Genomic DNA, 25,814 nt, shown 5'->3' on the forward strand with positions numbered 1-25,814 from the left:
AAATTGTTTTAATTCTAAAAGGATTTTACCAATTGATCAAGGCATCAAAAAACCTTGATTTATTACTAAATGGCAAGATCGAACTTCAATTGTGGCTTCACTGGATCGTAATCGACCAGTTCAAAATCTTCTGGTTTGATGTCAAAGAAATTGGTTCCATCTGGCACATTCAAGACCAGGTGCGGTTGACAATCAGAAGGCTCGCGACGGAGCAATTCTTCTGCCTGTTCAAATTGATTATCATAAATATGAAGATTATTAATAAAGTAAAAGAATTTTCCGACCTTCCAGCCAAAGTGTTTGGCAATCATCATCTGTAGCGCTACATACTGCATTGCGTTGATATGGTGGGCCACCAACATATCATTCGAACGTTGGGTTAAGGTCGCATCTAGATAGATTTCTCCTTCCACGCGCCTCACGTCAAACATGGTTTGAAAAGCACATGGCAGAAGACCTTCTGTCTCTTCAAAGGCATCATAATCCCAAAGCGAGATAATATTGCGGCGATTCCAGGGATTGGCTTCTAATTGTTTGAGGATTTTATTGGTAATGTCATGCTTTTTGACCACCGCACCATAGCGCTGACCGATGGTACGACTATCCCCTACTTCCCAGTCATTCCAATAATGGACATTGTACTTTTCTTCTAAGACATCTAAACGATTGGACTGGTCTTGGTAAATCCAGAGCATCTCTTTGATAGCTGATTTAATAGCGATAGGACGAAGGGTCGTAATGGGAAACTCGCCTTTTGCAAGATCAAACTCCATAAAGGCACCCGTGATGTATTTGGAGTTGGCAGTTCTACCATCCTTGTATTTAGGTCGGGCCTGTTCAGACCAAACACCTTCTTCCATGATTTTCCGAATATACTCTTTAAAAATCGTATCTGCTTTTGTCATATCTCCTCCTTTAATCTACTATTGCCTACATTATATCACAGGACAAAGAAAAAAGGAGAGGCAAATCTCCTTTTAATCTTATTGTAATACTAGAGATGCGGCACCAATGACACCGGCGTCATTTCCCAAAGTAGCAAGCGCCAATTGAGTAGATTCACGTACTTGTGGGAATGAGTTTTCTTCAAAGACCTTGCGCACGCCATCCAAGAGGAAGTCTCCAGCAGCAGATACCCCACCACCGATAACGATCTTAGATGGGTTCAAGGTTGAACCAATATTGGCTGCAGCAAGTCCAAGGTAACGTGAGAAGTTCTTATAAACGATCAAAGCAAGAGCGTCACCCTCTTTTGCTAGATCAAAGACCGTTTTAGCTGTCACTTCTTCACCATTGTCGATCAAGACTTTCAATTGAGAGTCTCCTTCGTACTCGTCTGCATAACGACGTGTGAGGTTGACGATCCCTGTTGCTGATGCAACCGTTTCAAGACAGCCTTTTTTACCACAGGTACATTGGATTGGATCATCAAAGTCAACCGTGATGTGACCAAGTTCCCCAGCAGCTCCACGCACACCGTGCAAGAGACGACCTTCAGCGACGATACCACCGCCAACACCTGTACCAAGTGTCATGAAGACAACATCAGGTTGGTTTTCACCAGCTCCTTTCCAACGTTCACCCAAAGCAGCAACGTTGGCATCGTTATCAATGAAGAATGGAATATGAAGGGCACTTTCGATCTTTTCTTTAACTGGTTGAAGCGTCTTCCAGTTCAAGTTGTAGGCACCGATAACTGTACCTTTTTCACGGTCAACGACACCAGGTGAACCCATTCCAATTCCTTGGAACTCAGAAGCATCAAGCTCGAGCATCTTTAAACGATGCGCGATTGATTCGATCATATCATCTACGATATGGCTGCCTTCATCCAAGATATTTGTTTTAATAGACCATTTTTCTTGAACTTCTCCATCCAAGGTAAGAATGGCAAACTTGATGGAAGTTCCTCCAAGGTCAATCCCAATAATTTTTTTAGACATCTGTAACTCCTTTCAAACTTGTAAACACTTACAGTTCTATTATATCAGACTTTTAGATAAATGCAAAGGTTTGCACGTAACTTTTCTTAACTTTTTAGTAAGAGGCTAAAGGATTGAAGTCCTAGAAGCAGGAAAATCAAACCAATAATATTCAGGAGAATGACACTGATTGATAATGGACTGACAATTAAGAACAAGCCGATAAAGAGCTGCACCAAGGCAAAGAAAATATAGCGCTTGGAAAGCTCTTCAATCTTCTTGGAATAGAAGTTAGCTTTTCTGAAATTTAAAACGGAGCGATAGATCAGCCAAATCCCTAAGGTGACTGGGAAGACAATTGGTAAGGTCTTGTAGCCATATAGTAGCAAGTAAACTGCGAACACCAAGGCAACCATACTGTGAAAGAGCTGTTGCTGCTTGATAATACCTGACTGACGCAATCGGTAATAGCGTGAAAAACGTGAAAAAGAGATTAAAAAGAAGCCACAGGAGATCAACCAGCTAAAAGAGCCGATGTGCTCAATGGGATTGATAAACAAGACAATACCAATAATGGTAAACATAGTAGCTGAAATTCCAAGAGATATGCGATTCAATTGATTCATAGGGCCTCCTTATTCATCTAAGTTCACTTAGGTAATCATAACGATCATACTTTTCAAGTAGACGCTCGTTTTCCTGATCCAGTTCTTTTTGAAGGGCTGACAACTTGCCAAAGTCAGAGCCGTTTTCATTCATCTCCACTTCAATCTCTGCAATTCGATTTTCAATTGCTTCGATATCTGCCTCAATACTTGCCCACTCTTGCTTCTCCATGTAGCTCATGCGCTTCTTCTCTTCTTTTGGCTTGACAGGTTTCTCTTTTTCAATCTTTTGACTAGCCGTTACCTGGGCTGCTTCAAAGGCTTTTTCATCTAAATAATCCGTATAATTGCCAAAAAACTCACGAATGCCTCCATTTTCAAAAGCCAGGATCTTGCTTGCGACCTTATCTAGGAAATAACGGTCGTGACTAACGGTAATAACTGGACCACCAAAGTTTTGAAGGAAGTTTTCTAAAACCGTCAAGGTTGCGATATCCAAGTCATTGGTCGGCTCATCGAGGAGAAGCACATTGGGTTTTTCAATCAAGAGTTTTAAAAGAAAGAGGCGCTTCTTCTCCCCACCGGAGAGTTTTTCGATCAAGGTTCCATGCATAGAGCGTGGGAAGAGAAACTGCTCCAAGAGATCAGCGATCGAAGTTGTTCCGACTGTCGTCTTGACTTCCTCCGCAACCTCTTGTAAGAAATTAATCACGCGCTTGCTCTCATCCAAACCATCGATCTGTTGAGAGAAATAAGCCACCCGCACAGTTTCCCCAATAATCACTTGCCCTGACTGAGGCTGGAGTCGCTCAGCGATCAGATTGAGTAGGGTCGATTTACCGACACCATTATCCCCGACGATCCCGATGCGGTCCTTATTTTGGACTAAGAGGTTAAAGTCCTGTAAAATCGTCTTGTTTTCAAAAGCAAAACTCACATCTTTAAACTCGATGACTTTCTTTCCGATCCGGCTGGTCTCAAAGTTCATCTCTAAATCCGTATGGTTGCTTTGACCAGACAAGTCTTGTTTGAGATCATGGAAACGATTGATTCGAGCCTGTTGCTTGGTCGCACGCGCCTGGGGTTGTCTTCGCATCCAGGTCAACTCCTGCTTATAGAGTTGCTGCTTCTTATGAAGAAGGGCTGCATCACGCTCATCTTGCTCAGCCTTTAAGCGGACATAATCCTGGTAATTCCCTTGATACTCAATCAAACTAGCTCGATCCAACTCAAAGATCCGTGTTGAAATATTATCCAAGAAATAGCGATCGTGGGTAATGAAGAGCACGGTTTTCTTAGAATTCTTCAAGAAATTGGTCAGCCATTCGATGGTATCAATATCTAGGTGGTTGGTCGGCTCATCTAACAAGAGCAGGTCGTGGTGAGACAGCAAAACTTGTGCCAGCTGTACCCGTCGACGCAAGCCTCCAGATAGATCCCCAACTTTTGCATTCAAGTCTTCAATCCCAAGCTTTGAAAGGACTGTCTTGACCTGACTCTCGATTTCCCAAGCATTGAGCGAATCCATCTCCGCCATCACCTTTTCAAGACGTGCTTGGTTCTCTTCTCGGTAATCCGCCATCAAGAATTCATAGTCGCGAATCAGCTGCATTTCACGCAGATCACTGGACAATACTGTATCCAAAATAGTCTTTTGATCATCAAAGTCTGGCTCTTGCGTCAAGTAACCAATCGTATAATCACTCTTGGCAGAAAAAGGACTCACATCTCCATCAAAGCCAGAGCGACCTGACAATACATCTAACAGAGTAGTTTTTCCGGTTCCATTGACCCCGATCAGTCCGATCCGATCCAAGTCATGAATGATAAAGGAAATCTCACGAAAGACGGTCTTATCTCCGACAGATTTGGTTAATTTATCGACAATAAAATCGCTCATTTTTCCTCCTTTTTTGCTTGCTGGATATAGGCAATGATGGCTTCTTTTTCATTGGCCAGTTCCCCATCGACAATGGCATATTCGATCTTTGTCAAAACCTCACCTAAGGCTGGACCAGGTTGGAAGCCATATTCTTTGATCAACATACCGCCATTAACCACAACCTCATGCTTATCATGAATGGTCAAGCTATCATAGACACGCTCGATGGCCAGATAATCTACACTCAAGGCATACACTTCCCGAAGCTCTTCAGCCACTAGCAACAAACGCTTCTCATACTTGTAGCAGGCACGCTTGTCTAGACTTCCTTTTTCTCTAAGCTTAAGAATCTCCACGATCTGCTCTACCGTCTTGGCAAAGTCTCTTGAGGTCTTCCATTTCTTAAAGAATTTTGGAATATCTTGGATGTCTAGTGCTAAAACCAGAGCAGCCCAAGCTTGCTCAGAAGTTGAAAAGGTAAATTCAAGCTCTATGTCAAACAAACGCTCAAGTGCTTCTTTGCGATCCTTCATTTCTGGTAGATAGTGATAGGCTTTGCTTGAAAGCATGGCCTCCAAGCCTTGTCTCCAATATGGAGAAAGTAAGAGCTTATCAAACTCAATGAAAGTGCGCTCAACAGAGATTTTCTCTAGCAAAGGAGCACACTCCTTCATAGCATCAAAGGTTGCTGCTTCTAATTCAAAGCCAAGACTGGCCTGAAAACGAAAGCCTCGCATGATACGGAGCGCATCTTCGTTAAACCGTTCATGAGGAAGTCCAACGGCCCGAAGGACCTTGTTTTCTAAATCTTCTAACCCCTGAAAGAGGTCAACAATCTCTCCTTTTTCATTTAAGGCAAAGGCATTGACGGTAAAATCGCGGCGCTTCAGGTCTTCTTCTAGTGAGCGGACAAAAGACACGGAGCTTGGTCGGCGATAATCAACATAGACATCCTCCGTCCGGAAGGTCGTAATTTCATATTCTTGACCATTTTCAAGAACCAAGACGGTCCCGTGTTCGATACCGATATCTACTGTTCGATCAAAAATCGCCTTTGTTTCCTCTGGATAAGAGGAGGAAGCGATATCGACATCGTGAATCGGACGATCCAAGAGAGCATCTCGGACAGATCCTCCCACAAAATAGGCCTCAAACCCAGCTGCTTTAATCTTCTCTAATATTGGTAAAGCCTCCTGAAACTCAGAAGGCATCTTTTTTAATCTCATAGTAAGTGTTCCAAACCATATACAAGCTCATGACGCTTGATAACTTCTTTAATCCCTAGATTTACTCCTGTCATGAAGGAACCACGATCATAGGAATCATGACGGAGAGTCAAGCCTTCGCCTTGGCTACCAAAAATCACCTCTTGGTGAGCCACTAGGCCAGGCAATCGAACCGAATGGATGCGCATCCCTTCAAAATCTGCCCCTCTTGCTCCAGACATCAACTCTTCTTCGTCTGCTGCACCTTGCTGGATTTTCTCGCGCTTCTCAGAGATCAGCTCAGCTGTCTTAATCGCTGTTCCACTAGGTGCATCTTTCTTCTTATCATGGTGCAATTCGATGATTTCCACATTTGGGAAATACTTGGCAGCTTGCGCTGCAAATTGCATCAAGAGCACAGCTCCAATAGCAAAGTTCGGAGCAATCAAGCCACCCAATTCCTTTTCACGCGAAAGGTCTGTCAATTCCTGAATCTGCTCAGGTGTAAAGCCAGTTGTCCCTACAACAAGCGCAAAGCCATTTTCAATTGCAAAGCGAGTATTTTCATAAGCGACTTTTGGCATGGTAAAGTCCACCCAAACATCTGCTTCAAGACCCACGACATCTTCTTTGCGGTTAAAGACAGGGACTCCTGCGACGTCAGTCTCATCTGTGAATGGATCGATCAAGCCAGCTAATTCTAGCTCAGGATCTTCAGAAACCATCTGGTAGGCTGCTTGTCCCATTCTTCCCTTGAAACCTGCGATAATGACTTTAATTGACATAGAATTCTCCTTAAACGATAGGGATATACCCAACTGCTAAGCTATGGTCACCTAAGTGCGTCCCAATCACGCCTCCAAAGGTGGCAAAAGGAATTTCTCCCTCTACCCCTTCAGCCACCAACATCTGACGAAGCGCTTCGGATTTTTCAGGTACATTAGCATGGATGATAAAGACTTGGTAATGCCCTCCGGTGAGTCCTTCATCAACGATTTCCACCAAGCGTTTCATGGCTTTCTTTTCCGTACGGACTTTTTCAAAAACTTCGATGACACCTTGGTCATTAAAGTGAAGGATCGGCTTGATACTCAAGAGATTACCAATGATGGCAGCGCCATTTGACAGGCGTCCCCCCTTGACCAAGTGATTCAAATCATCGACCATAATATAGGCAGTGGTCCCATCAATCTGGTGTTGGACATTGGCCACAATCTCATCAAACAAACGACCTTCACCAGCCCATTTCAAGCAATCTTCTACCATCATTCCTAATGGAGCGCTAGTGATTTTTGAGTCAGGAAATTCGACGGTCAAGCCTTCAAATTCGTCCTTCAAATATTGGATATTTTGGTAGAATCCAGAAATGCCTGATGACAAGAAGAGACCAAGAGCATGCGTATAACCTTTAGCTGTCAAACCAGATAAGAGTTCTTCTAACGCTGCCACACTCGGTTGGCTAGTCTTTGGTAATTCCTTAGACGCAGCCATCTTTTGGTAGAACTCGTCGTGTGTCAGATTCTTCCCTTCCACATAGGATTCTCCATCGATATAGATCGGAATGTCTAAAATAAATAAGTCGTCGTGATGGAGAAGGTGCTGCGGTAAATAGGCAGACGAATCCGTAATCACTGCTAATTTCATTGATTAAAACTCCAAATTAATACCCGGTAAATCGAGGGCAATTTCTGTAACTTCATAAGTCAAACGGTTGAGCATATCCAAGCAAGGACGAGCCAATTCTTCCACTTCGTCTTTGCTGAATTCGCTTGGTTCATTGACATAACGACCAAACAAGTGGTTAATTTGAGTGATGGTTCCACTGATCACAAAGCCGTCAAATACAATCATGTAGCTCAAAATCACAATCAAAGACGTTGTGTTTTGTTGTTGATCACGATTGATTAATTGAAAGTTTACATCTACTTTTGTTTCGGGAATGCCATTTTCTTTTTCCCACTCAAAATTACGAGCGTCATAGTGGTATTGGCTGACAAATTCTTTTTCACGTTGAATATCCATTTTTATTCTCCTAAAAATATGCGATAGGCTTATTATATCATAATTCGGAGCAAGATACCAATGTCGAATGAGGTGATTTTTTCGTTGGTACAAGAAGAAAAAGCCGGGGAAGCCAGACCATTCTTTAGACAGAGGATAACGAATTCTGATCAATTATTAGCTTGTTTGGCTTATTATCCTTTTTTCATGCTCGAAAAAACAAGATAAAGGCTTTTGAATGACGATTAGTCATATAAAAACCACCCACCATCTCTTAAAATTCTTATGGGTTGCATTTCATAAATAACCAGTTCCTCAGGAACTTCATTAGAATCTCGTTTTAGAGGAATCCCTAATGTAAATTTAGTATCCTTATTATTATTGATTCTACCGTCCAATGTTAACATATACCCGCCACCTTGAGGAGTTCCGTTTCCTATTTCACCAACTTCCATACTATCCCAATTAAACTGAACACTATCAACTTTAGGACTCAAAGATTTTACAAAATCAGCCATATCCTTTTCGTGATCCTTTAAATAAGCCAGTTGCTTCTCTTTGGGACTATGGTGTTTGTTCTGTTGAGTACCATTTGAAAAGATATCTTGTTTTTGACTAGCGATAATCACACCTCCTGCTATTACAGAGGCAATAGCTAAAAGAATGACCAGTTTCCCTTTTTTCACGATCCGTCCTCCTTGAAAAGGAAAAGTTATAATAATTGTATCGAAATAAGAATAGATTGCAACTTCATTACTAGATGATATTTATGTTAGAAAAGAAAATAACTAGTTTTGCTCCACTAACACCCTACGTTGCTTGGTTAGCTCATTGTCCTTTTCCACATCATAATAAGCTTCAAACTCTTCTTTAGTATTTATTTGATGGACCTGTCCATCTTTATTCATTTCTGCCGGAATTGTAATACCTTCATAAAGATTTGTATTAGCTGGAACAAAGAGTTGATATAAATCAATAAACTGTTGAACATTACCATAGACTCTATCATAATTCAATTTAGCATCAAGCAGAATATATAATTGTGAATTCTTTTTACGGAGTAATTGGTAAGCTTTTGGATCAGATTTTTCTAGAACACTTCCCTTTAAATTATTAGGGAAGAATGTTAGTTGATTCTGATATAAGTCATCGTATATGTTAGTGGTTCTTAATACTTCCGTAGTTTTTTTTAGAGTAATTTTTAATTGGCCTAAATCAACAGAAGGTGTTTCAGGTTCTCTTTGTTCTTTTGAATCCTCCCACTCAATTTTCTTCGTTTCGAGATTTAGCCAAAGTTGTCTAGTCCCTGAATTCCTCGAATCTAATTTATATACTTTTATCGGTAAATAATCTTTACCATTAATTTCTTCAATACCACCTGTATTTTCTGGGACATAATTCGAATTATAGTCTTCCACCAACTTATAGAGATCTACCTGACTTCCTTCTAACTTTTGATTTCTAATTCGATAAATAGATAGAGCAAAATATACATCTGGGTCCTCTTTAGGTAACTTTTGTGTCCATCTATAGGTTGAATTGTGGAAATAGGTACGAACTATATAACGCTTATTAGATGCTCCATGAGCTCCTAATAAATTTTCTTCTTCATCTGGATGGTACTTAGCAAATATCTTATCTTCTTCAGGAGTCAGTGACTTCCAATGAACTGCAACACCCTCACCATCCTCCAAAAATTTATAAGAATCGATTTCCCATTTACCAGTATAGTAGTCGTATTTTTCATATTTCTCACGTTCTTGTTTGGCTTTTTCTTGTTGCTGGTGGTGTTGATAGGTCGATACACTAAAAATTGTAACTACAATGGCTAGAACTAACGAACCAGCAATGATTAATTTCTTTTTCATATTTTATTCATCTCTATTATAAATCTAATAAATTGTTAAAGCTTTTAGAGTCTACTCGTCAAAAAGTTTTCCTTCTACACGAAGTGGACTACCGCTACCAATTCCTTCAACAGAATCTGTATCACCGTTCCTACCGTCTTTTAAATAGACCAAAACACTCCAACTTGAATTTTGGATATGATTAAATCCTCCATAGACCATAACAATTTCGCCACCTCCTTGTGGCGTACCATTTCCTATCTCATCCCATTGCGTTTCATCCCAAGCAATCTGGACAGATTCAACTTTAGGACTTAACGATTTTACAAAATCTTCGATTTCTTTCCCGTGCTTCTTTACATCTTCTAACTGTTGTTCCTTACGACCCGATTTCTTTGTTGTATGGCTATTAGTAGAAAATAAGTTTGGATATTGAGAACTGATGATTGCTAGTCCTGATAAGGCAATTACTGTTATTCCCAAAATGAGAACTTTCTTCATTTTCTCATTATTCCTCCAATAAAAATTGCTTTCTACTATCATATCGAAATCTATAGAGATTCGCAACTTCATCACTAGTTGGTGTTTTTGCGCAGTAAAAAAGGTTGGGCTTTCCCAACCTTTTAATCATATTTAGTTTTTAGGTTTGCGAAGCAATCCGAACAAGATACCACTTACGACTGCACCGATCAATACAAACAAGATGTAAAGAAGCGGATTTGATGTAAGGGCGATAACGAAGATTCCTCCGTGAGGAGCCATCAGTTTCAATCCTGCAAGACCAACAAGGGCACCTGTCAATGCTGAACCTGCGATGAAGCTTGGGATGGCACGAGCCGGGTCAGCTGCACCGAATGGAATGGCACCTTCTGTGATGAAGGAAAGACCCATGATAATGTTTGTCAAACCTGAGTTGCGTTCTTCTTCAGTAAATTTGTCTTTGAACAAGACAGTTGCCACGAATACTGCCAATGGAGGAACCATACCAGCTGCCATAACGGCCGCCATAACAGTTGAACCACCACTAGTAAGGGCTGAAGCTGTCAACGTACTTGTACCAAATACATAAGCTGCTTTGTTGACTGGCCCACCCATATCGACAGCCATCATACCACCAACAAGAAGACCAAGAAGAACTGCCGAGCTACCTGACAAGCTAGTCAAGAAGTTGTTCAAAGAGGTATTGATCGCTGACATTGGGATGTTGATGAGGAACATCAAGAATCCTGTCAAACCAACACCAAGTAAAGGCAAGAGAAGGATCGAGCGGATACCATCGAGTGAGCGTGGAAGACCTGCAAGGGCTTTGCGAAGGAAGAGAACGACTCCACCTGCAAGGAAACCACCTACCAAAGCTCCAAGGAAACCAGATGATACGGCTGCTGGTAATTCACCTTTAGCAGCACCAAAAGCGATGTTACCAAATGCTGAACCTGAGCTAGCAATGGATCCAGCAACGAAACCTGCTACAAAACCAGGTTTTTCAGCGATGGAGAATCCGATGTAACCTGCAAGTACAGGAAGCATGAAGCCAAAGGCTGCACCACCGATTGTTTTAAATTGAGCTGCTAATTCATGATATGAACCAAGTTGAGACAATTGATCTTGAGGCACCCCAAGAATTTGGTCGATCAAGAAGGCAAGGGCAATCAAGATACCACCACCGATAACGAATGGAAGCATTTGAGAAACCCCACTCATCAAGTGTTTGTAGAAGGCTCCACCCAAGCTCAATTTTTCTTGGCTAGCGCTAGCTTCTGCTGCATTTTCTGCGTGGAAGACATCTGCTTTGCCATCCAAGATGGTTTGGATCAATTCTTCGGTTTGACGGATACCAGCTGCAACTGGTTTAGAGATCAATTTTTTGCCATCGAAACGAGCTGTTTCAACTGCCTTATCTGCCGCAATGATCACCCCTTCAGCTTTGGCGATTTCTTCAGCTGTCAAGCGGTTGCCGACACCAGATGCCCCGTTTGTTTCAACGCGGACCGTAACACCCATTTCTTCACCTTTTTTGATGAGGGCTTCTTCTGCCATGTAAGTGTGAGCGATACCAGTTGTACATGCTGTAACGGCAACGATGAGAGGCTTGTCAGATGAAGCTGCTTCTTTGACTGCTTCTGCTTTTTTCGCTTCTTCAGCGGCAGCTTCTTGCTCTTATGCATCAAAGGCTGCGATCACTTGATCAGGAGTGCTTGCTTGGCGAAGTTTGTCCGCAAATCCTGGTTTCATCAAGTACTTAGACAATTCAGCAAGGGCTGCCAAGTGAGTGTCGTTTGCTCCTTCTGGAGCTGCGATCATGAAGAACAAGTCTGTTGGTTGGCCATCAAGTGAAGCATAGTCAACACCCTTGTTTGATTTTGCAAACAAAACCGTTGCTTCTTTGACTGCTTCGTTTTTACTGTGTGGCATGGCAATTCCGTCACCCAAACCAGTAGATGTTTGCGCCTCACGGTTCATGATCCCAGCTTTGAAAGTTTCAAAATCTGTCACCACACCATTGTCAACGAGCGATTGAATCATCTCATTGATCACGCCCTCTTTATCTGTTGCTTGAAGGTCAAACAACATCACGTTTTTATTTAAAACGTCTTGAATTTTCATAGTTTTTCTACCTCTACTTTTTCATAAGTTTCTTTTATATAATCAGCTGTCGCCAAGTCATCTGAGAAGGTGGTTGCTGTTCCGCATGCCACTCCCCATTTGAAGGCTTCGATAACATCTCCCGTCGTTGCGAGCTTCCCTGTGAAGCCTGCTACCATGGAATCCCCAGCCCCAACAGAATTCTTCACTTGCCCTTTGATTGGTTTTGCGAAGTAAGTGCCGCTTGGACTGACAAGGAGAGCACCATCACCCGCCATGGAAATAATGACGTTTTGTGCTCCTTTGGCCAAAATTTCTTTGGCATAGCGTTCGATTTCTGGCAATTCCGTCAAGGTCACGCCAAAAATATCTCCCAACTCGTGGTTGTTTGGTTTGACCAATTGGGGATTGAATTCCAAGGAATCAATCAAAGTTTGCCCTTCAAAGTCGCAAACGACTTGTGCACCTGTCGCACGAGTTGCTGCGATCAATTCTTTGTAAACAGCATTTCCAAGTGAAGATGGGGCAGAGCCAGCAAAGACCACCACATCATCGGTTGTTAAGCTGGATAGGATGCTAAGCAATTCTTGCAACTGAGCTTCCGTCACTTCTGGGCCGTTTCCATTGATTTCTGTTTCCTCATCGGCCTTGATCTTGACATTGATCCGTGTATCTTGGTCCACTGTCACAAAGTTGGTTGAAATGGCTTCGCTAGTAAGAACCTCTTCGATGAAGCGTCCAGTGAAACCACCGATAAACCCAGTGGCTGTGTTCTCGATATCGAGTCGCTTCAAGACACGACTGACATTGATTCCCTTACCACCGGCAAATTTATCTTCCGAAGCCATCCGATTGACCGCCCCTGTCTCTACATGATCGAGACGGACAATATAGTCAATGGCTGGATTCAGTGTTACTGTATAAATCAAACCTCTATAACCTCCGTTTTTTCTTTTAAAACCTTTAATCGTTGCGGTTCACATTGATTGGTGATAATCATGGCTCGCTTGATAGGAGCCACTTTGACAAAGGATGTCACCCCAATTTTCGAATCATCCGCTAGGATATAGGTTTTTTTTGCATTTTCGATAATCGCACGCTTGACAGATCCTTCTTCCAGGTCCGGAGTGCTGTAAAATTCATCATCGATTCCATTCATTCCAAGAAAGGCCTTGTCAAAATTCAACTGACCGATCTGATTGAGCGCAATCCCTCCGATACTAGCATCTGTAGAAGATTTTACCTTCCCACCGATGATGACCGTTGGAACATTTCGCTCGACCAACTTGGTCGCATGGTGAATCGAGTTGGTCACCACAGTTACCGTTGGATTGACAATTTCTTGTACCAAAAGTTCATTGGTCGTCCCGGCATCGATAAAGATCACATCATGATCTTTAATCAACTCCGCCGCTTTTACAGCGATCTTTGACTTGGTTTGAATGTTTTTGATAGATTTTTCTTTATTGCTTTCTTCCTCTTGAAGAAAATGCAGGCTTTCCGCACCGCCGTGAACCCGGCGAAGTTTGCTTTCAGCTTCTAGATCATCCAAGTCACGTCGAACAGTTGATTCAGACGTCCCCAGCTCTTGTACAAGGGTTTCTAAGGAAACAAATTTTTCCTTCAATACCTTCTCGAGGATGAATTGTTTTCGTTCAGACTTAAGCATTTCTCCTCCTTTTGCAATCGATTACAAAGACTATTATACTCTATCTCCAAAAAATGTCAACACTTTTTTATCATTTTCTGTCATTTTCTTTCAATCATTCCAAAAGTATACAAAAAAAGAGCCGGAAAAAACTCATTTTGTTAAAAGAGTTCTTTTCCCACCCTCATAAATTTTCTTTGAAGATTTTAAGTAATAAAGTGTCTAAGCATCCACTCTATTCTCAGTATGTCTTAATCATTATTTGAAGATTGTTTCTTTTTCTTGAAACCAAACAATCCGGCAAGTAGCCCAACGACTACACCTGTTGTTGCTGCTGCATATTTGGATGAATCCGATCCTGCTACGGCTTGACTGTTTTCTTTTTTGGGTTTGATTTCTTCTACTTTGGCTTCTTGTTTTGGAGCTGGACTAGCTTTTGGTGCTTGCACTTGCGGACTATTAGTGTGAGTTGGAAGAACTGCAGGTCTATCTGAGAAGGTTGTTGGATTGCTTGATCGGATATCCATCGGCATATCTGCTGCTTCTAAAATAGCTGGATCCATACGTGACGCCAAATCTTCATATTGAGAATTCAAGTGTTCAACCATACCTTGATAGGATTGAAGGGTGTTGAATTCTGCTTCTAATTTATCCTTTTTATGCTCAAGATTAGCCACCGCAGCTGCCAAAACAGACTGGGCTTTCACCAATAAGTCTGGAGCATTTTGGACGTCAGAAAGACGTTTTTCCGCAGCAACTAGACGCTCTTGAGCTGCCTTTAAGCCCTCGTGAGCTTCCTCAACAATTTGCGCTTTTTCTGCTTCTTCTGCTTTCAAAAGATTCAATTTCTCACGCGCAGCTGCTAACAGGTCTTGCGCTTTTTGAAGAGCGACTTCTTTCGGATAAATGGTCGACTCAATCCGACCTCGAGATACTTCCAGTGTAGCTTTCGCTTTTTCGACCGCATGGTCCCTGCTAAGAAGAAGAAGTTTGTAATTTTGGATGGCCTTTTGTACATTGGCCACTTCGACTTCCACATTCGAATTGGAATGGCGGGTATCCTCTAACTTCCCTTGCAAGATGATGATTTGGGATTCTAGATTGGCCTTGTCCAATTTAAGATTGGCTACTTCATCGGATTTAGCTTTGACATCTGCTCTCGTCGTCGTAGCACCAGCTCCCTGGCGCAACTGGTAAGCAAGAGCACTTGTTGATACAGCTGAGGTGACTGGGCTGTGTATGAAAGCCGCTTCTGACATAGCCTTGCTCGGATCATAAGCGACTGATAAAGCAGTGGCTTTGTTGTCCATCATTTGCAGGTAATGACCAACCTTAGCAAAGGCTTCAGCTCCGATCTTCATATAGATGTCATTGGCATCAATCTGTGTTTCATCTGTTGGCAGACCGTATTGAGCTGCTACCTCTTGGTAAGCCGTTTTTTCATTGTACCAAAAGTCAACTGCACCAGCAGGCGAGAAGCCATAAGCGATGTTTTCGTTTGGCAAATACTTAAACATATGCCAGTTGGCCTTTTTAAAGTATTCCAGCTGCACTTGGCTAGCAGGGAGGGAATAGAGATCCAGCTCTAATTCAGCAAGACCTGCGTTGCGACGATATGCATTGATAGCATCTGCGATTTCAAGAGCCCGCAAATTGGCTTGGAGTGAACCAGAGTCTCCCACTGTAATGCCATCTTCTTCCCGCCCACGTTTATAGAGGGCTAAGGCACTTGCTGCAGCTTCATTGCCATTGTCTGCTAAGTGTTGCAAGTAGCCTTCGTAAGTCGCTTGGCTCAATTGAACTGGACTATTAGCCGCTGCTTGCTCTAAGGCTGCCAACTCCGCTTCTTTTGTCGCAATGACGGCCTTCAAATCTGTGAGTCGCGTTTGGGCGAGTTGGATGTCACTCTCAATTTGAGCCACTGTGTCAGACCCATTCTGCTGACTCTCTTGCAAGGTTGCCAGATAATATTGAGATTCTCGAATACTTTGCTCGACTTGACTTTGCTCCACCAAGGCCTGGGCCAGGACGTTCTCATCATTAGAAATCGGCATCTTGGCTTGCTTTAACTCATTCTCTGCCACATCGACCAAAGATTCCTGAGCGGTGACTTGATTTTCCTGCTGACGAACGGCCTCTAAGACTTGATCATGTGCAAGTTCTGCTTCTCGAACCTTATTTTCTTCGATGGTGACATAAGCTTGGGCTACCTTAACCCCATTTTCTGCATTTTGAACTTGTGCATCTGAAGTCGTTGCGATGAGGTTTTCCGCCTCCGTCACTTCTTCTTTCTTTTCTTCTAGCTCTTGACCGGCTGCCCTGACATCCATCTGAGCGTCAATCACTTTTTGCTCCTGGTAGTGGACATCTTTGACTACTTGACCTTTTTGAGCCGTAATTTGCTTCAATTCATCGACTGTAATAGGTTTCTCAACTACCTCAGTGCTATTGGTTTCAGCATTTTCATTTTGCTTGACCTCTTCCGCACTAGCCTTATGATGAAACATTCCAGACAGTACCGTTGTCGCCGCAACTCCTGTCGTAAAAACCGATTTTCCTAACTTCTTTCCCAATGAAACTCACCCCCAAAACCTGATCTTTTTTCTTGAAGTTTATCTCCCCTTAGCATACCACATTTTGGTACTAATAACTAGTAGGTTGAAAGAGATTTTTTAATAAAATTTTAGGGCAAAAGAAAAACAGCACAGGCTGTTAGTCTTCTTGTTTAATTTGTTCCAACATCTTCTCTTCTTCTGCTGTCAATTCATAGTTTTCTAGCAGATCAGGGCGACGCTCCAAAGTCTTTTTCAAACTCTGATAGAGACGCCATTGACGGATATTTTCATGGTGACCGCTCATGAGGACATCGGGAACCGTCATCCCTCTGAATTCATAAGGCCGGGTGTATTGAGGATATTCTAGAAGCCCAGACGAAAAACTGTCATCCTGGTGACTGGACTCTTTTCCGATCACCTCTGGAATCAAGCGCACCGTCGCATCAATCATGGTCATGGCCGCTAGCTCACCGCCCGTCAGGACATAATCGCCAAGAGAAATCTCATCTGTCACCAAGGTCTTGATCCGCTCATCGTAGCCCTCATAGTGGCCGCAGATAAAGATCAATTCTTCTTCCTGAGCCAACTCTTCTGCATAGGCTTGGTTAAAAGTCCGACCAGCAGGGTCCAGTAAGATCACGCGCGGATTCTTTTTCTCAATGGCATCAAAGGCATCGAAAATGGGCTGAGCACGTAAGAGCATACCTTGCCCCCCACCATAGGGTTCATCGTCCACATGGCGCGCCTTCTCCGCATTTTCACGGAAATTATGGTAGTTGATCTCTAATAGGCCTTTCTCACGCGCTTTGCCGACAATCGAGTGCTCCAAAGGCGAAAACATCTCTGGAAAGAGGGTTAAAATATCAATCTTCATCGTCTAACCCTTCTAAGATATCCACATCTACCCGGTTTCCCGGAATATCGATATTGAGCACAACTGGTGGGATATAAGGCAAGAGAAGGTCACGTTTGCCTTTACGTTTGACCACCCAGACGTCATTGGCACCTGGTTGCAGGATTTCCTTGATCTGGCCGATTAGTTGGTCATTTTCGTAAACATCAAGGCCGATGATCTCATGGTAATAAAACTCGCCCTCATCCAAATCCGTCAAGTCTTCTTCCGCAACCTTGAGGCTAAAGCCCTTGAATTTTTCGATGGCATTGATATGGTACATATCCTTAAACTTGATGATATCAAAGTTCTTGTGCTTGCGATGACTAGCAATGGTCACTGTTTGAACGAACTGATCCTTCTCATCAAAGAGGGCCAATTCAGCTCCTTTTTTAAAACGCTCTTCCGCAAAGTCTGTCACAGACAGGACCCGCATCTCTCCTTGCAAGCCTTGGGTATTGACAATTTTCCCAACGTTAAAATAATTCATTTTATTCTTTACATTCCTCTTTTAATTAATTTATCTCTACAGTTCTCTAATAAGAGCTGCAATTTTTTCCGATTCTGACCACTGTAGATAGTGGTGGTTTCCACCTAAAATGAGTTTTGTATTAGAATTACAATATTCTGAATCTCTGTACTCTTTTTCTCTGTACGCCTGACAAAATACGAAAACAGGAATATTATCTGCTAAGGACAAACTATCAAAATCTTCAGCGGTAATAGTTACAGATATCTGAAATCCAGGAACTTGCTTTTCCAATTCTAAGCCCTTTTCTTCCATCAATTCCCAAATCAGTCTATCAGTTTCAGGTTCAAATGTTGCTTGAGTTAGTCCCTTAAAATAATTTTCCGGACCACATTCTTCAATCATCCTCATTTGCTCTTCCATTTCTGGATAAGGATTTTTTGAAAAATCAGCAAACATTATATTTTTTGTTGTTGGTTCAATTGCTATCAAAGCTTGACACTTAATTGGTTTACTCATTAACTTTAAAGCCAAAACACCACTTAAACTATGAACACAAAGTATGTAATCAGAAATTTCCAACCCTTTCAGGATTTCGAATACCGCTTCAACAAGATTATCCAAAGTAAATCCTGTTTGACTATGAATCGGACTCCTACCTGTATTCGGAAAATCAATCGTTAAGTAACCTATTGAGGAAGGAAGTTTTTCAAGTATTGGTAGGAAATTTTCATAACTTGGTATCAAACCAGCACCATTTAAACAAACTAGTACTTTATTTCTCTTTTTATAAGTAACAGAGAGACAACCAATCTTTGTAGTTACTTCAAATCGCTTCATATCAAAATAACTCTTTCTAAACAACAATTCACTTAACATTCTTAGGTTTTATTTTATCACGTTCAAGAGATTTTCTCAAATGCTCTTTTTTGCTAAAAAGCCTTCCAAATCTTGTTCATGCTGATACTTGATGGCTGCCTTCTTGTCTTTTTCAAAAATGATCTTCGTTAGGTCGATATGGTTGATAGCTGCAATTGCCACTGTGTAGTGAATGATATCTGCCAACTCCTTTGCCAATTCCTCGTTTGAATCTTGGACACCTTCTTTTCTACCTGAACGTCCATTTAAAACCTCAGCGACTTCTCCAACTTCTTCTACTAGTTTGATAAAAAGTCCTTCTTCTGTTCTAGATTGTTGGTAATGATCAAGTAAGTATTCCTCTAGTTGTCTAACTGTTAAATCTCTCATTCCTTCTCCTTGCAAAAAAAGCGAGACCTTGTCCCGCTTTTCTTATTTTTCGTCAATAACGATTCTTACTTTTTTATCTTCAGTTGGGACAGAGTAGACAATCGTTCTTATCGCAGAAATGGTGCGACCTTTCCGACCGATCACTCGACCAACATCGCTAGGATCAAGGTCAAGGTGGTACTCCAAGAATTCAGGAGTATCTTCGATCTTGATGGTTAAGGCATCCGGTTGTGAAATCAAGGGTTTCACAATTGCAATAATAAGATTTTCAATCGTATCCATACATCAACCTACTTTATGATTATTTTGAGAATTTAGAATCGTGGAATTTCTTCAATACACCTTCTTTTGAAAGGATGTTGCGAACTGTATCTGAAGGTTGAGCTCCTTCAGCTAACCATGCAAGAACGCGATCTTCTTTCAAAGTTACTTGGTTTTCTTCAACAAGTGGATTGTAAGTTCCAACTGTTTCGATGAAACGTCCATCACGTGGTGAACGTGAATCTGCTACGTTGATACGGTAGTAAGGTTTTTTCTTAGAACCCATACGAGTCAAACGAATTTTAACTGCCATTTTTATAAGTCTCTTTTCTATATTTTAATTTTCGGTGAAATAGACAAGCTATTTAGCACATGATCTATTATAACACATTTTAAAGACCTGTCAAGAAAAAAACTTGACACTCGTTAAAATTTTTTAATCGATCTTAAAGCTATAGGATGCAGCCTTGTTAGCATCGGATTCAATCACATAGTTTCCAGAAGGAAGACCGGATACATCTAGGTGTGTGCCTGAAAACTCTTTGGGAAGCGTGGTCACTGTAATGGTAAAGGAGAATCCCTTGATTTGACGGTAGTTAGCATAATCCAAAGTCAGAATCCCTCGAAGAACTGTTTCTCCAGCTTTTTCAGCAGCCTGTAAGTCTTTTTCCAGTTGGGCTTCGAAGTCTGGATTTTGAATTGGTAACTGGAGACGAACCTTGCTTACCTCTAAGCTCTGTTTACGAAACTGATCTTTTATTTCTTGAGTCAGTTTTTGAAAACCTTGGGATTCAGCGAATGCAGTCTCAAAAAAAGGAGCTACTAGCCAACTTTTGGAGCGTTGAGCTAGTTCTTCTGCCGTATCATAGTTTTTTCCAGTTTCTTCTTTTGATAGATGAGTCGCATCGGGAAAGTCAAACTGGACCGTCTTTCCCTCAACCCTTTCTTGATAGCTATAGGCATATTTGGTCGACATCCCATGGAGTTTTGCTGGTTTAAAACTTAGGTCTCCTTTAAATCCCGCTTCCTGATAAAAGCCAAAAATTTGCTGTTGGATTTCTTTTTCTTCTTGATTAGTAAGATAAAAGAGAAAACAAATCAAGAGAGCGACCACTGTGAAAAATGCACAAACCAGGTAGCCGACCCATTTCTTGATCCTAACCCTTATTGATTTTAATATATTCATTCCTCCATAATACCAAAAAACTAGCTTGACAGCTAGTTTGAAATAAATCTTTACTTAAGGATAGCTAGTAACTCTTGATAGTCAGAAACTTCATAAGTCGGCACGGCTAGGCTGGTATTCTCTTTATGATTCGGATTATACCAGACGGTATCAATCCCTGCAGCATTACCCCCAGCGATATCCGCCGTCAAGGAATCCCCAATCATGAGAGCTTGTTCCTTGGTAAATTCTGGGATCAAGTTGCCAATCGTTTCATAAAAGGCCACTTCTGGTTTCTGAGTTCCTAATTGTTCAGAGATGAAGATTTCTTTGAAATATGGGGTAATGGCAGATTTCTTTAAGCGCCCTTGCTGAATAGCAGTAACGCCGTTGGTAGCCCCATAGAGTTGATAGCCCCTTTCTACCAACTCCTCCAGCATGTCTTCTGCTCCTAAGAAGCTCTGTCCCTGTTGGCTAATATAATCCTGGTAGCGCAAAGCCATTTCTTTACCATCTACTTGTCTTCCAAAATGGGCAAAGGCGATCGCAAACCGGCTGTTAATCAAGTCTTTCTTGCTGATCTCTTTTTGTTCCAACTTCTTCCAGAGACCTTGATTCATAGGCTTGTAATAATCCTTAAAGGCTTGAATATCCTGAACCCCCTGGTCCTTGAGAAATTGCGTTAAGGCTACTTCCTCCGCTGTGTCAAAATCTAACAAGGTGTGGTCTAGGTCAAAGAGTAAAAATCTATACATATTTACAAACGATCCTTTAATTTTTCTACGAATAAATAAGCTGCTGGGCAAGTCAAGGTGTTCTTGATGGTCAGATGGTTGATCTGGTATATCTTCTTGCGGTCGGTGTGTGGGAATTCCCGACAAGCTTTTGGCCGAACATCGTAGATCGAGCAGAGATTATCGCCACCAAGGAAGGGGCAAGGCATGGATTTGAAAACCTTGTCCCCATCTTCATCAACTTGAAGAAATTCAGCCTCAAAGGCTGGAAGCTTCATTTTGAAATACTTAGCGATGCGGGTGATATCCGCTTCCTTAAAATCTGGTCCTAGGGTCTTACAGCAGTTGGCACAAGCTGTACAATCGATTTCTTGGAAAACTTCATCATGGATTTCTTGAGAGATTTTATCTAAATTTTTTGGTGGCTTTTTCTTCAGAGTTGCCAATACCTTGCGGTGCTCTTTTTGCTTTTGCAGAGCTAACTGATGGTATTTTTCAAGGTCAATTTCTTGAGTCATAAACTACTTTCTAATCTCTAGTTTGATAAAAGCATTATACCACAGAGAGAGTAAAAAAAGATAGATCGAGCGATCTATCTCACAAAGTAGACTAGCATTTTTAAAGTAGAATCGTTAAAGCGCCTCAAAAAAATGAGTCATCATTTTGTAGAATGAATCAAGAAAATAGCAAAACTATTACTCTTCATCCATTGATAATACAGATAAAAAGGCTTCCTGCGGTACTTCTACCGAACCGATCGCTTTCATCCGCTTCTTACCAGCCTTTTGTTTTTCAAGAAGCTTGCGTTTCCGTGAGACGTCCCCACCATAACACTTGGCCAAAACATTCTTACGAAGGGCTTTGATATCCGTACGGGCCACGATCTTATGACCGATAGCTGCTTGGATGGGCACTTCAAACTGTTGACGAGGGATAATTTTCTTGAGCTTCTCAACAATCAACTTACCACGTTCATAGGCAAAGTCCTTGTGGACGATAAAGCTGAGGGCATCGACAGTATCCCCATTGAGGAGAATGTCCATCTTAACCAATTTAGATGGACGGTATTCAGACAACTCATAGTCAAAGCTTGCATAGCCACGCGTCGAGGATTTCAATTTATCAAAGAAATCAAAGACGATTTCCGCCAGTGGGATTTGATAGATGACATTAACCCGATTTTCATCGATGTAATCCATGGTGACAAAGTCCCCACGTTTGCGTTGGGCCAATTCCATCACCGCTCCGACAAACTCTTGTGGCACCATGATTTGGGCCTTGACATAAGGTTCTTCGATCGAAGCGATCTTGGTTGGATCTGGGAACTCGGATGGGTTGGACACATCCAGTGCTTCGCCATCTGTTAAATTCACCTTGTAGATAACAGACGGTGCCGTCATAATCAAGTCAATATTGAACTCGCGTTCCAAGCGTTCCTGGATAACATCCATGTGAAGGAGACCCAAGAAACCACAACGGAAACCAAACCCGAGAGCTTGAGAAGTTTCCGGCTCAAATTGAAGACTGGCATCGTTGAGTTGCAATTTTTCCAGTGCTTCCCGAAGATCGTTGTATTTGTTGGATTCGATCGGGTAAAGACCGGCAAAGACCATTGGATTCATTTGCTTGTAACCATGAAGGGGCTCACTTGCTGGATTGGTCGCTAGGGTCACCGTATCCCCGACACGAGTATCCGCAACAGTCTTGATAGAGGCCGCAATATAGCCAACGTCTCCAGTCGCAAGGAAATCGCGTCCAACTGCTTTAGGAGTGAAAATCCCAACCTCGGTAACATCAAAGGTTTTGCCATTGCTCATGAGCTGGATCTTATCGCCTGGTTTGACCATTCCATTGACCACTCGGACCTGAAGGATTACCCCACGATAGGCATCATAAACGGAGTCAAAGATCAAAGCTTGAAGAGGGGCCTCGACATCACCAGTCGGAGCAGGAACCTTCTCAACGATCTGTTCCAAAATCTCTTCAATCCCAATACCAGCCTTAGCAGAGGCTAAAACCGCCTCACTGGCATCCAAGCCGATCACATCTTCTACTTCTGTGCGCACACGTTCTGGATCTGCAGCTGGCAAGTCAATTTTATTGATGACTGGAAGGATTTCCAAATCATTATCAAGTGCTAAGTAAACATTGGCTAGGGTCTGGGCTTCAATCCCTTGAGCCGCATCCACTACGAGAATCGCCCCCTCACAGGCAGCGAGCGAACGAGAAACCTCATAGGTAAAGTCCACGTGTCCCGGTGTGTCAATCAAGTGGAAGATATAGGTTTCCCCATCTTTAGCCGTGTAGTTCAACTCGATGGCATTGAGCTTGATGGTAATCCCACGTTCCCGTTCCAGGTCCATACTATCTAGGAGTTGGGCTTGCATCTCCCTACTAGATACGGTTTCAGTTTTTTCTAAAATTCGATCGGCCAAGGTTGACTTTCCATGGTCAATATGGGCGATGATCGAGAAGTTCCGAATCTTCTCTTGTCGTTTTTTTAATTCTTCAAAATTTGGCATAATCATCTTCCTAGTAAAATTAATCGTACTCTTCATTATAACAAAAAAGATAGGCCTTTGCCTATCTTAATCCATTATTTTCAAAAATCGCTTCTGCGTTTTATTTCCATCATAGCCTATTCGTTCGTAAAAGACATGGGCTTCTTTTCGATGAGATGCAGAATTTAAACGAATAAAAGCATAATGGCTGCTTTTGGCAAATTCTTCAACTCGCTCCATCAATTGGCGACCAATCCCACGTCCTTGAGCAGAAGGAAAAACAGCAAGTCCTAAAACATTTAAACCCGAATCGCTATATACACTCTCATAGGCTTCTGCTTCGACATAACCAAGAATATTACCTGTTTGGTCCTCTTCATAAACAAAGCAAAAGTGACCCGAGTCTGGCAGATTGAATTTTTCGATCTGAGCCGCCACTTTCTCAAGGGTAGAATCATACCCCAATGCTTGGTGACATAAATCTCTAATTTGACCTGCATCTTTGACTTGAACAGTACGAATCATACTCCAACCTCCATGAATTATCTGCTTTCATATTAGAACTTTTCCCTCAAAAAGTAAAGGAAATGCAAATAAAATTTCAATTAAAAATCGGATTTATATCGAATTAATCTTTTTTAGCATTTATCAGGGATTTCTGTTTACTTTTTCGATTTAATTCATTATAATAGAAAAGGTAAATACAAGGAGGTGAGTACGTTGGCCAGAGGTCGTGGAAAAGCAAGCCCTCAAGACAAAGAGGCATTACGGATTATATCGGAAAAAATCAGAGAATTACTGAAAGAACAAGGGAAAAAACAGATCGAATTATCTCGTGTTACTAGAATCCCTGCCAGTACCTTGACTGGATATGTAAAAGGAACTTCTCTTCCCGTTCCTGAAAATTTAGAGAAGATTGCAGCCTTTTTCCAGGTAGCAGTTTCTGAAATTGACCCTCGATTGCGCAATGATTTTGTGGTCATTGATTCAGAGATCGAACGATTGTATAAACAGCTCGATGAAGGAAATCAAGAAAATCTTCTTTCTTATGGAAAGAGTCTCTTGACCCATCAAAAAGAAAGACAGAAAATTGAAAAGCAATACCACTCTTATTCTGTCTATGATTCTTTTGCAGCATATCAAAATCAGAAGCAAGCTGATATCGTCTGGTTTGATCAAAAGATTCCTTACGATTTGGCTTTTTGGATTCATACGGACTCCCTTGAGCCCAAATATGAAAAGGGAGCTGTTGTGCTAATCAAGCAAACCTACTACGATCAGGCAGGGGCTATTTATGCCATTGATTTTGATGGGCAAACTTTGATCAAACGCGTCTTTCGTGAGGCCAACGGGGTACGACTCGTTTCCCTCAATAAGAAATATAGTGATCAGATTATTCCACTGGATGAGGAACCTGGTGTGATCGGTAAAGTTATAGATGGCTTTGTTCCTCTCAATCTGGAGGAGATCAAATGATTCAATTAATTGCGATTGACTTAGATGGCACCCTCTTACACGAGGACAAGACTTTATCCAAAGGCAATATCGAAGCTCTTCATAAAGCCCATGAAGCGGGCTATGATATTGTGATCTGTACGGGACGTCCCTTAGCGGGTGTCCGTCCCATCTTTGAAGAGATTGGTCTTCCGGATGGCAACTACTATATGATTATCAATAACGGCTGTACAACTTTGTCTACTAAGAATTGGGAAATCATTGGCAAGGAAGAATTAAGCCTTGAGGAGATGCACCGGTTGCATGTTTTGACGAAAGATTCAGACGTCCAGCTGACCTTATTCGACATGGATCATTACCTAGTAGTCGCACCTGAAGCCAGTGAACTTGTTACGATGGATGCCGGCATCGTAAATAGTAAACCGACACCTGTCTCAGAAGAGGATCTACCCAACCTTGTTCCTATTTTTCAAGCTATGTACGTCGGAGCTCCTTCTGCTATTGATGCCTTTCAAGCTCAGCACGAGGCTGCGTTAGAAACTGATTTTAACACTGTTCGTTCACAGGATATCTTATTTGAAATCCTTCCAAAAAGTGCGAGCAAGGCATCTGCTCTTCAAGCATTGAGCCAAACATTAGGCTACAGCAGAGACCAGGTTATGGCTCTTGGAGATGCCAATAATGACCTTGAGATGCTTCGTTTTGCTGGCTATAGCGTCGCTATGGGAAATGGAAATGCTGCTGTCAAGGAAATAGCTGACTTCATCACCTTGACTAATGATGAGGATGGCGTAGCCCATGCTATACACAAATTAATTGAAACTGAAAAAGGAGAATGATT

Annotated in this window: 27 protein-coding genes and 1 pseudogene; 2 read left to right on the forward strand and 26 right to left on the reverse strand. The window is 41.9% G+C overall.

Going from position 1 to position 25,814, the window contains the following annotated elements:
* Nucleotides 1-65: 65 nt before the first annotated feature.
* The 26 genes and pseudogenes from QM830_RS03660 to QM830_RS03785 all read right to left on the reverse strand — a co-directional run bounded on the left by QM830_RS03660 (nt 66) and on the right by QM830_RS03785 (nt 24,043).
* Nucleotides 66-905, reverse strand: coding sequence for a thymidylate synthase (locus QM830_RS03660; protein WP_414325656.1), 840 nt, complete (start codon nt 903-905; stop codon nt 66-68).
* A 78-nt stretch (nt 906-983) separates the two neighbouring features.
* Nucleotides 984-1,943: an ROK family glucokinase gene (locus tag QM830_RS03665; protein WP_021153285.1), complete on the reverse strand. Its 960-nt coding sequence runs from the start codon at nt 1,941-1,943 to the stop codon at nt 984-986.
* Nucleotides 1,944-2,029: 86 nt separating this feature from the next.
* Complete coding sequence (locus QM830_RS03670; RefSeq protein WP_023918208.1) at nt 2,030-2,548, reverse strand: hypothetical protein; 519 nt, start codon at nt 2,546-2,548, stop codon at nt 2,030-2,032.
* A gap of 13 nt (nt 2,549-2,561) precedes the next feature.
* Entirely contained in the window at nt 2,562-4,427 is a 1,866-nt protein-coding gene (locus QM830_RS03675) for an ABC-F family ATP-binding cassette domain-containing protein (protein WP_414325657.1), read from the reverse strand.
* On the reverse strand, nt 4,424-5,635 hold the full coding sequence (locus QM830_RS03680; protein WP_414325658.1) for a CCA tRNA nucleotidyltransferase: 1,212 nt from the start codon (nt 5,633-5,635) through the stop codon (nt 4,424-4,426). Before QM830_RS03680 ends, QM830_RS03675 begins: the two co-directional genes overlap by 4 nt.
* Nucleotides 5,632-6,399: a 4-hydroxy-tetrahydrodipicolinate reductase gene (gene dapB, locus QM830_RS03685; protein WP_009731097.1), complete on the reverse strand. Its 768-nt coding sequence runs from the start codon at nt 6,397-6,399 to the stop codon at nt 5,632-5,634. Before dapB ends, QM830_RS03680 begins: the two co-directional genes overlap by 4 nt.
* Nucleotides 6,400-6,409: 10 nt before the next feature.
* A complete protein-coding gene (locus QM830_RS03690) occupies nt 6,410-7,258 on the reverse strand; it encodes a DegV family protein (RefSeq protein ID WP_414325659.1) in 849 nt (282 codons plus the stop codon).
* A gap of 3 nt (nt 7,259-7,261) precedes the next feature.
* Nucleotides 7,262-7,636: a DUF1149 family protein gene (locus QM830_RS03695; RefSeq protein ID WP_009731099.1), complete on the reverse strand. Its 375-nt coding sequence runs from the start codon at nt 7,634-7,636 to the stop codon at nt 7,262-7,264.
* A gap of 224 nt (nt 7,637-7,860) precedes the next feature.
* Entirely contained in the window at nt 7,861-8,241 is a 381-nt protein-coding gene (locus QM830_RS03700) for a hypothetical protein (protein ID WP_414325783.1), read from the reverse strand.
* 162 nt (nt 8,242-8,403) lie between these two features.
* Entirely contained in the window at nt 8,404-9,483 is a 1,080-nt protein-coding gene (locus QM830_RS03705; protein WP_414325660.1) for a hypothetical protein, read from the reverse strand.
* 51 nt (nt 9,484-9,534) lie between these two features.
* Nucleotides 9,535-9,963: a hypothetical protein gene (locus QM830_RS03710; protein ID WP_414325661.1), complete on the reverse strand. Its 429-nt coding sequence runs from the start codon at nt 9,961-9,963 to the stop codon at nt 9,535-9,537.
* A gap of 132 nt (nt 9,964-10,095) precedes the next feature.
* Nucleotides 10,096-12,066 (reverse strand): annotated as a pseudogene (locus tag QM830_RS03715) (fructose-specific PTS transporter subunit EIIC).
* Entirely contained in the window at nt 12,063-12,974 is a 912-nt protein-coding gene (gene pfkB / locus QM830_RS03720; RefSeq protein ID WP_414325662.1) for a 1-phosphofructokinase, read from the reverse strand. The pseudogene QM830_RS03715 and the gene pfkB overlap by 4 nt, the downstream one beginning before the upstream one ends.
* A complete protein-coding gene (locus QM830_RS03725) occupies nt 12,971-13,714 on the reverse strand; it encodes a DeoR/GlpR family DNA-binding transcription regulator (protein ID WP_414325663.1) in 744 nt (247 codons plus the stop codon). The genes pfkB and QM830_RS03725 overlap by 4 nt, the downstream gene beginning before the upstream one ends.
* Nucleotides 13,715-13,944: 230 nt before the next feature.
* Nucleotides 13,945-16,266, reverse strand: a complete 2,322-nt coding sequence (locus QM830_RS03730; RefSeq protein ID WP_414325664.1) for a CAP domain-containing protein — start codon at nt 16,264-16,266, stop codon at nt 13,945-13,947.
* A 139-nt stretch (nt 16,267-16,405) separates the two neighbouring features.
* Nucleotides 16,406-17,122 (reverse strand): tRNA (guanosine(37)-N1)-methyltransferase TrmD, encoded by a 717-nt coding sequence (gene trmD / locus QM830_RS03735; RefSeq protein WP_414325665.1) that lies wholly within the window; start codon nt 17,120-17,122, stop codon nt 16,406-16,408.
* Nucleotides 17,112-17,630, reverse strand: a complete 519-nt coding sequence (gene rimM / locus QM830_RS03740; protein ID WP_023023341.1) for a ribosome maturation factor RimM — start codon at nt 17,628-17,630, stop codon at nt 17,112-17,114. The genes trmD and rimM overlap by 11 nt, the downstream gene beginning before the upstream one ends.
* A 36-nt stretch (nt 17,631-17,666) precedes the next feature.
* Nucleotides 17,667-18,449, reverse strand: coding sequence for an alpha/beta fold hydrolase (locus QM830_RS03745; protein ID WP_414325666.1), 783 nt, complete (start codon nt 18,447-18,449; stop codon nt 17,667-17,669).
* Nucleotides 18,450-18,524: 75 nt separating this feature from the next.
* Nucleotides 18,525-18,857, reverse strand: a complete 333-nt coding sequence (locus tag QM830_RS03750) for a MazG nucleotide pyrophosphohydrolase domain-containing protein (protein ID WP_414325667.1) — start codon at nt 18,855-18,857, stop codon at nt 18,525-18,527.
* Nucleotides 18,858-18,899: 42 nt separating this feature from the next.
* A complete protein-coding gene (gene kphA / locus QM830_RS03755) occupies nt 18,900-19,139 on the reverse strand; it encodes an RNA-binding protein KphA (protein ID WP_003001620.1) in 240 nt (79 codons plus the stop codon).
* A 19-nt stretch (nt 19,140-19,158) separates the two neighbouring features.
* Nucleotides 19,159-19,431 (reverse strand): 30S ribosomal protein S16, encoded by a 273-nt coding sequence (gene rpsP / locus QM830_RS03760; RefSeq protein ID WP_414325668.1) that lies wholly within the window; start codon nt 19,429-19,431, stop codon nt 19,159-19,161.
* Nucleotides 19,432-19,554: 123 nt separating this feature from the next.
* Nucleotides 19,555-20,304, reverse strand: a complete 750-nt coding sequence (locus QM830_RS03765; RefSeq protein WP_414325669.1) for a hypothetical protein — start codon at nt 20,302-20,304, stop codon at nt 19,555-19,557.
* Nucleotides 20,305-20,354: 50 nt separating this feature from the next.
* The gene (locus QM830_RS03770; protein ID WP_414325670.1) at nt 20,355-21,038 is read right to left on the reverse strand and encodes a YjjG family noncanonical pyrimidine nucleotidase; all 684 of its coding nucleotides are present in this window, start codon (nt 21,036-21,038) and stop codon (nt 20,355-20,357) included.
* A 2-nt stretch (nt 21,039-21,040) separates the two neighbouring features.
* A complete protein-coding gene (locus QM830_RS03775; RefSeq protein WP_414325671.1) occupies nt 21,041-21,535 on the reverse strand; it encodes a YkgJ family cysteine cluster protein in 495 nt (164 codons plus the stop codon).
* Between the two features lie 177 nt (nt 21,536-21,712).
* Nucleotides 21,713-23,539 (reverse strand): translation elongation factor 4, encoded by a 1,827-nt coding sequence (lepA, locus tag QM830_RS03780; protein WP_009731117.1) that lies wholly within the window; start codon nt 23,537-23,539, stop codon nt 21,713-21,715.
* Between the two features lie 66 nt (nt 23,540-23,605).
* The gene (locus QM830_RS03785; RefSeq protein WP_414325672.1) at nt 23,606-24,043 is read right to left on the reverse strand and encodes a GNAT family N-acetyltransferase; all 438 of its coding nucleotides are present in this window, start codon (nt 24,041-24,043) and stop codon (nt 23,606-23,608) included.
* Between the two features lie 195 nt (nt 24,044-24,238).
* Between QM830_RS03785 and QM830_RS03790 the strand changes: the two genes are divergently transcribed.
* Complete coding sequence (locus tag QM830_RS03790) at nt 24,239-24,994, forward strand: LexA family transcriptional regulator (protein ID WP_414325673.1); 756 nt, start codon at nt 24,239-24,241, stop codon at nt 24,992-24,994.
* Complete coding sequence (locus QM830_RS03795; RefSeq protein ID WP_414325674.1) at nt 24,991-25,812, forward strand: Cof-type HAD-IIB family hydrolase; 822 nt, start codon at nt 24,991-24,993, stop codon at nt 25,810-25,812. The genes QM830_RS03790 and QM830_RS03795 overlap by 4 nt, the downstream gene beginning before the upstream one ends.
* Nucleotides 25,813-25,814 lie beyond the last annotated feature (2 nt).

This window comes from Streptococcus sp. OMI750, assembly GCF_047463895.1.
In the GTDB taxonomy this organism is placed as follows: Bacteria; Bacillota; Bacilli; order Lactobacillales; family Streptococcaceae; genus Streptococcus.

Coding starts and splice junctions, on each gene's coding strand:
- QM830_RS03750 (WP_414325667.1), bottom strand. CDS start 18,857: ATGAGAGATTTAACAGTTAGACAACTAGAGGAATACTTACTTGATCAT.
- QM830_RS03705 (WP_414325660.1), bottom strand. CDS start 9,483: ATGAAAAAGAAATTAATCATTGCTGGTTCGTTAGTTCTAGCCATTGTA.
- lepA (WP_009731117.1), bottom strand. CDS start 23,539: ATGCCAAATTTTGAAGAATTAAAAAAACGACAAGAGAAGATTCGGAAC.
- kphA (WP_003001620.1), bottom strand. CDS start 19,139: ATGGATACGATTGAAAATCTTATTATTGCAATTGTGAAACCCTTGATT.
- QM830_RS03770 (WP_414325670.1), bottom strand. CDS start 21,038: ATGTATAGATTTTTACTCTTTGACCTAGACCACACCTTGTTAGATTTT.
- QM830_RS03665 (WP_021153285.1), bottom strand. CDS start 1,943: ATGTCTAAAAAAATTATTGGGATTGACCTTGGAGGAACTTCCATCAAG.
- QM830_RS03680 (WP_414325658.1), bottom strand. CDS start 5,635: ATGAGATTAAAAAAGATGCCTTCTGAGTTTCAGGAGGCTTTACCAATA.
- QM830_RS03675 (WP_414325657.1), bottom strand. CDS start 4,427: ATGAGCGATTTTATTGTCGATAAATTAACCAAATCTGTCGGAGATAAG.
- QM830_RS03725 (WP_414325663.1), bottom strand. CDS start 13,714: ATGCTTAAGTCTGAACGAAAACAATTCATCCTCGAGAAGGTATTGAAG.
- QM830_RS03785 (WP_414325672.1), bottom strand. CDS start 24,043: ATGATTCGTACTGTTCAAGTCAAAGATGCAGGTCAAATTAGAGATTTA.
- rimM (WP_023023341.1), bottom strand. CDS start 17,630: ATGAATTATTTTAACGTTGGGAAAATTGTCAATACCCAAGGCTTGCAA.
- QM830_RS03765 (WP_414325669.1), bottom strand. CDS start 20,304: ATGAATATATTAAAATCAATAAGGGTTAGGATCAAGAAATGGGTCGGC.
- QM830_RS03695 (WP_009731099.1), bottom strand. CDS start 7,636: ATGGATATTCAACGTGAAAAAGAATTTGTCAGCCAATACCACTATGAC.
- QM830_RS03690 (WP_414325659.1), bottom strand. CDS start 7,258: ATGAAATTAGCAGTGATTACGGATTCGTCTGCCTATTTACCGCAGCAC.
- QM830_RS03745 (WP_414325666.1), bottom strand. CDS start 18,449: ATGAAGCGATTTGAAGTAACTACAAAGATTGGTTGTCTCTCTGTTACT.
- rpsP (WP_414325668.1), bottom strand. CDS start 19,431: ATGGCAGTTAAAATTCGTTTGACTCGTATGGGTTCTAAGAAAAAACCT.
- QM830_RS03670 (WP_023918208.1), bottom strand. CDS start 2,548: ATGAATCAATTGAATCGCATATCTCTTGGAATTTCAGCTACTATGTTT.
- dapB (WP_009731097.1), bottom strand. CDS start 6,399: ATGTCAATTAAAGTCATTATCGCAGGTTTCAAGGGAAGAATGGGACAA.
- QM830_RS03660 (WP_414325656.1), bottom strand. CDS start 905: ATGACAAAAGCAGATACGATTTTTAAAGAGTATATTCGGAAAATCATG.
- QM830_RS03775 (WP_414325671.1), bottom strand. CDS start 21,535: ATGACTCAAGAAATTGACCTTGAAAAATACCATCAGTTAGCTCTGCAA.
- trmD (WP_414325665.1), bottom strand. CDS start 17,122: ATGAAGATTGATATTTTAACCCTCTTTCCAGAGATGTTTTCGCCTTTG.
- QM830_RS03710 (WP_414325661.1), bottom strand. CDS start 9,963: ATGAAGAAAGTTCTCATTTTGGGAATAACAGTAATTGCCTTATCAGGA.
- QM830_RS03795 (WP_414325674.1), top strand. CDS start 24,991: ATGATTCAATTAATTGCGATTGACTTAGATGGCACCCTCTTACACGAG.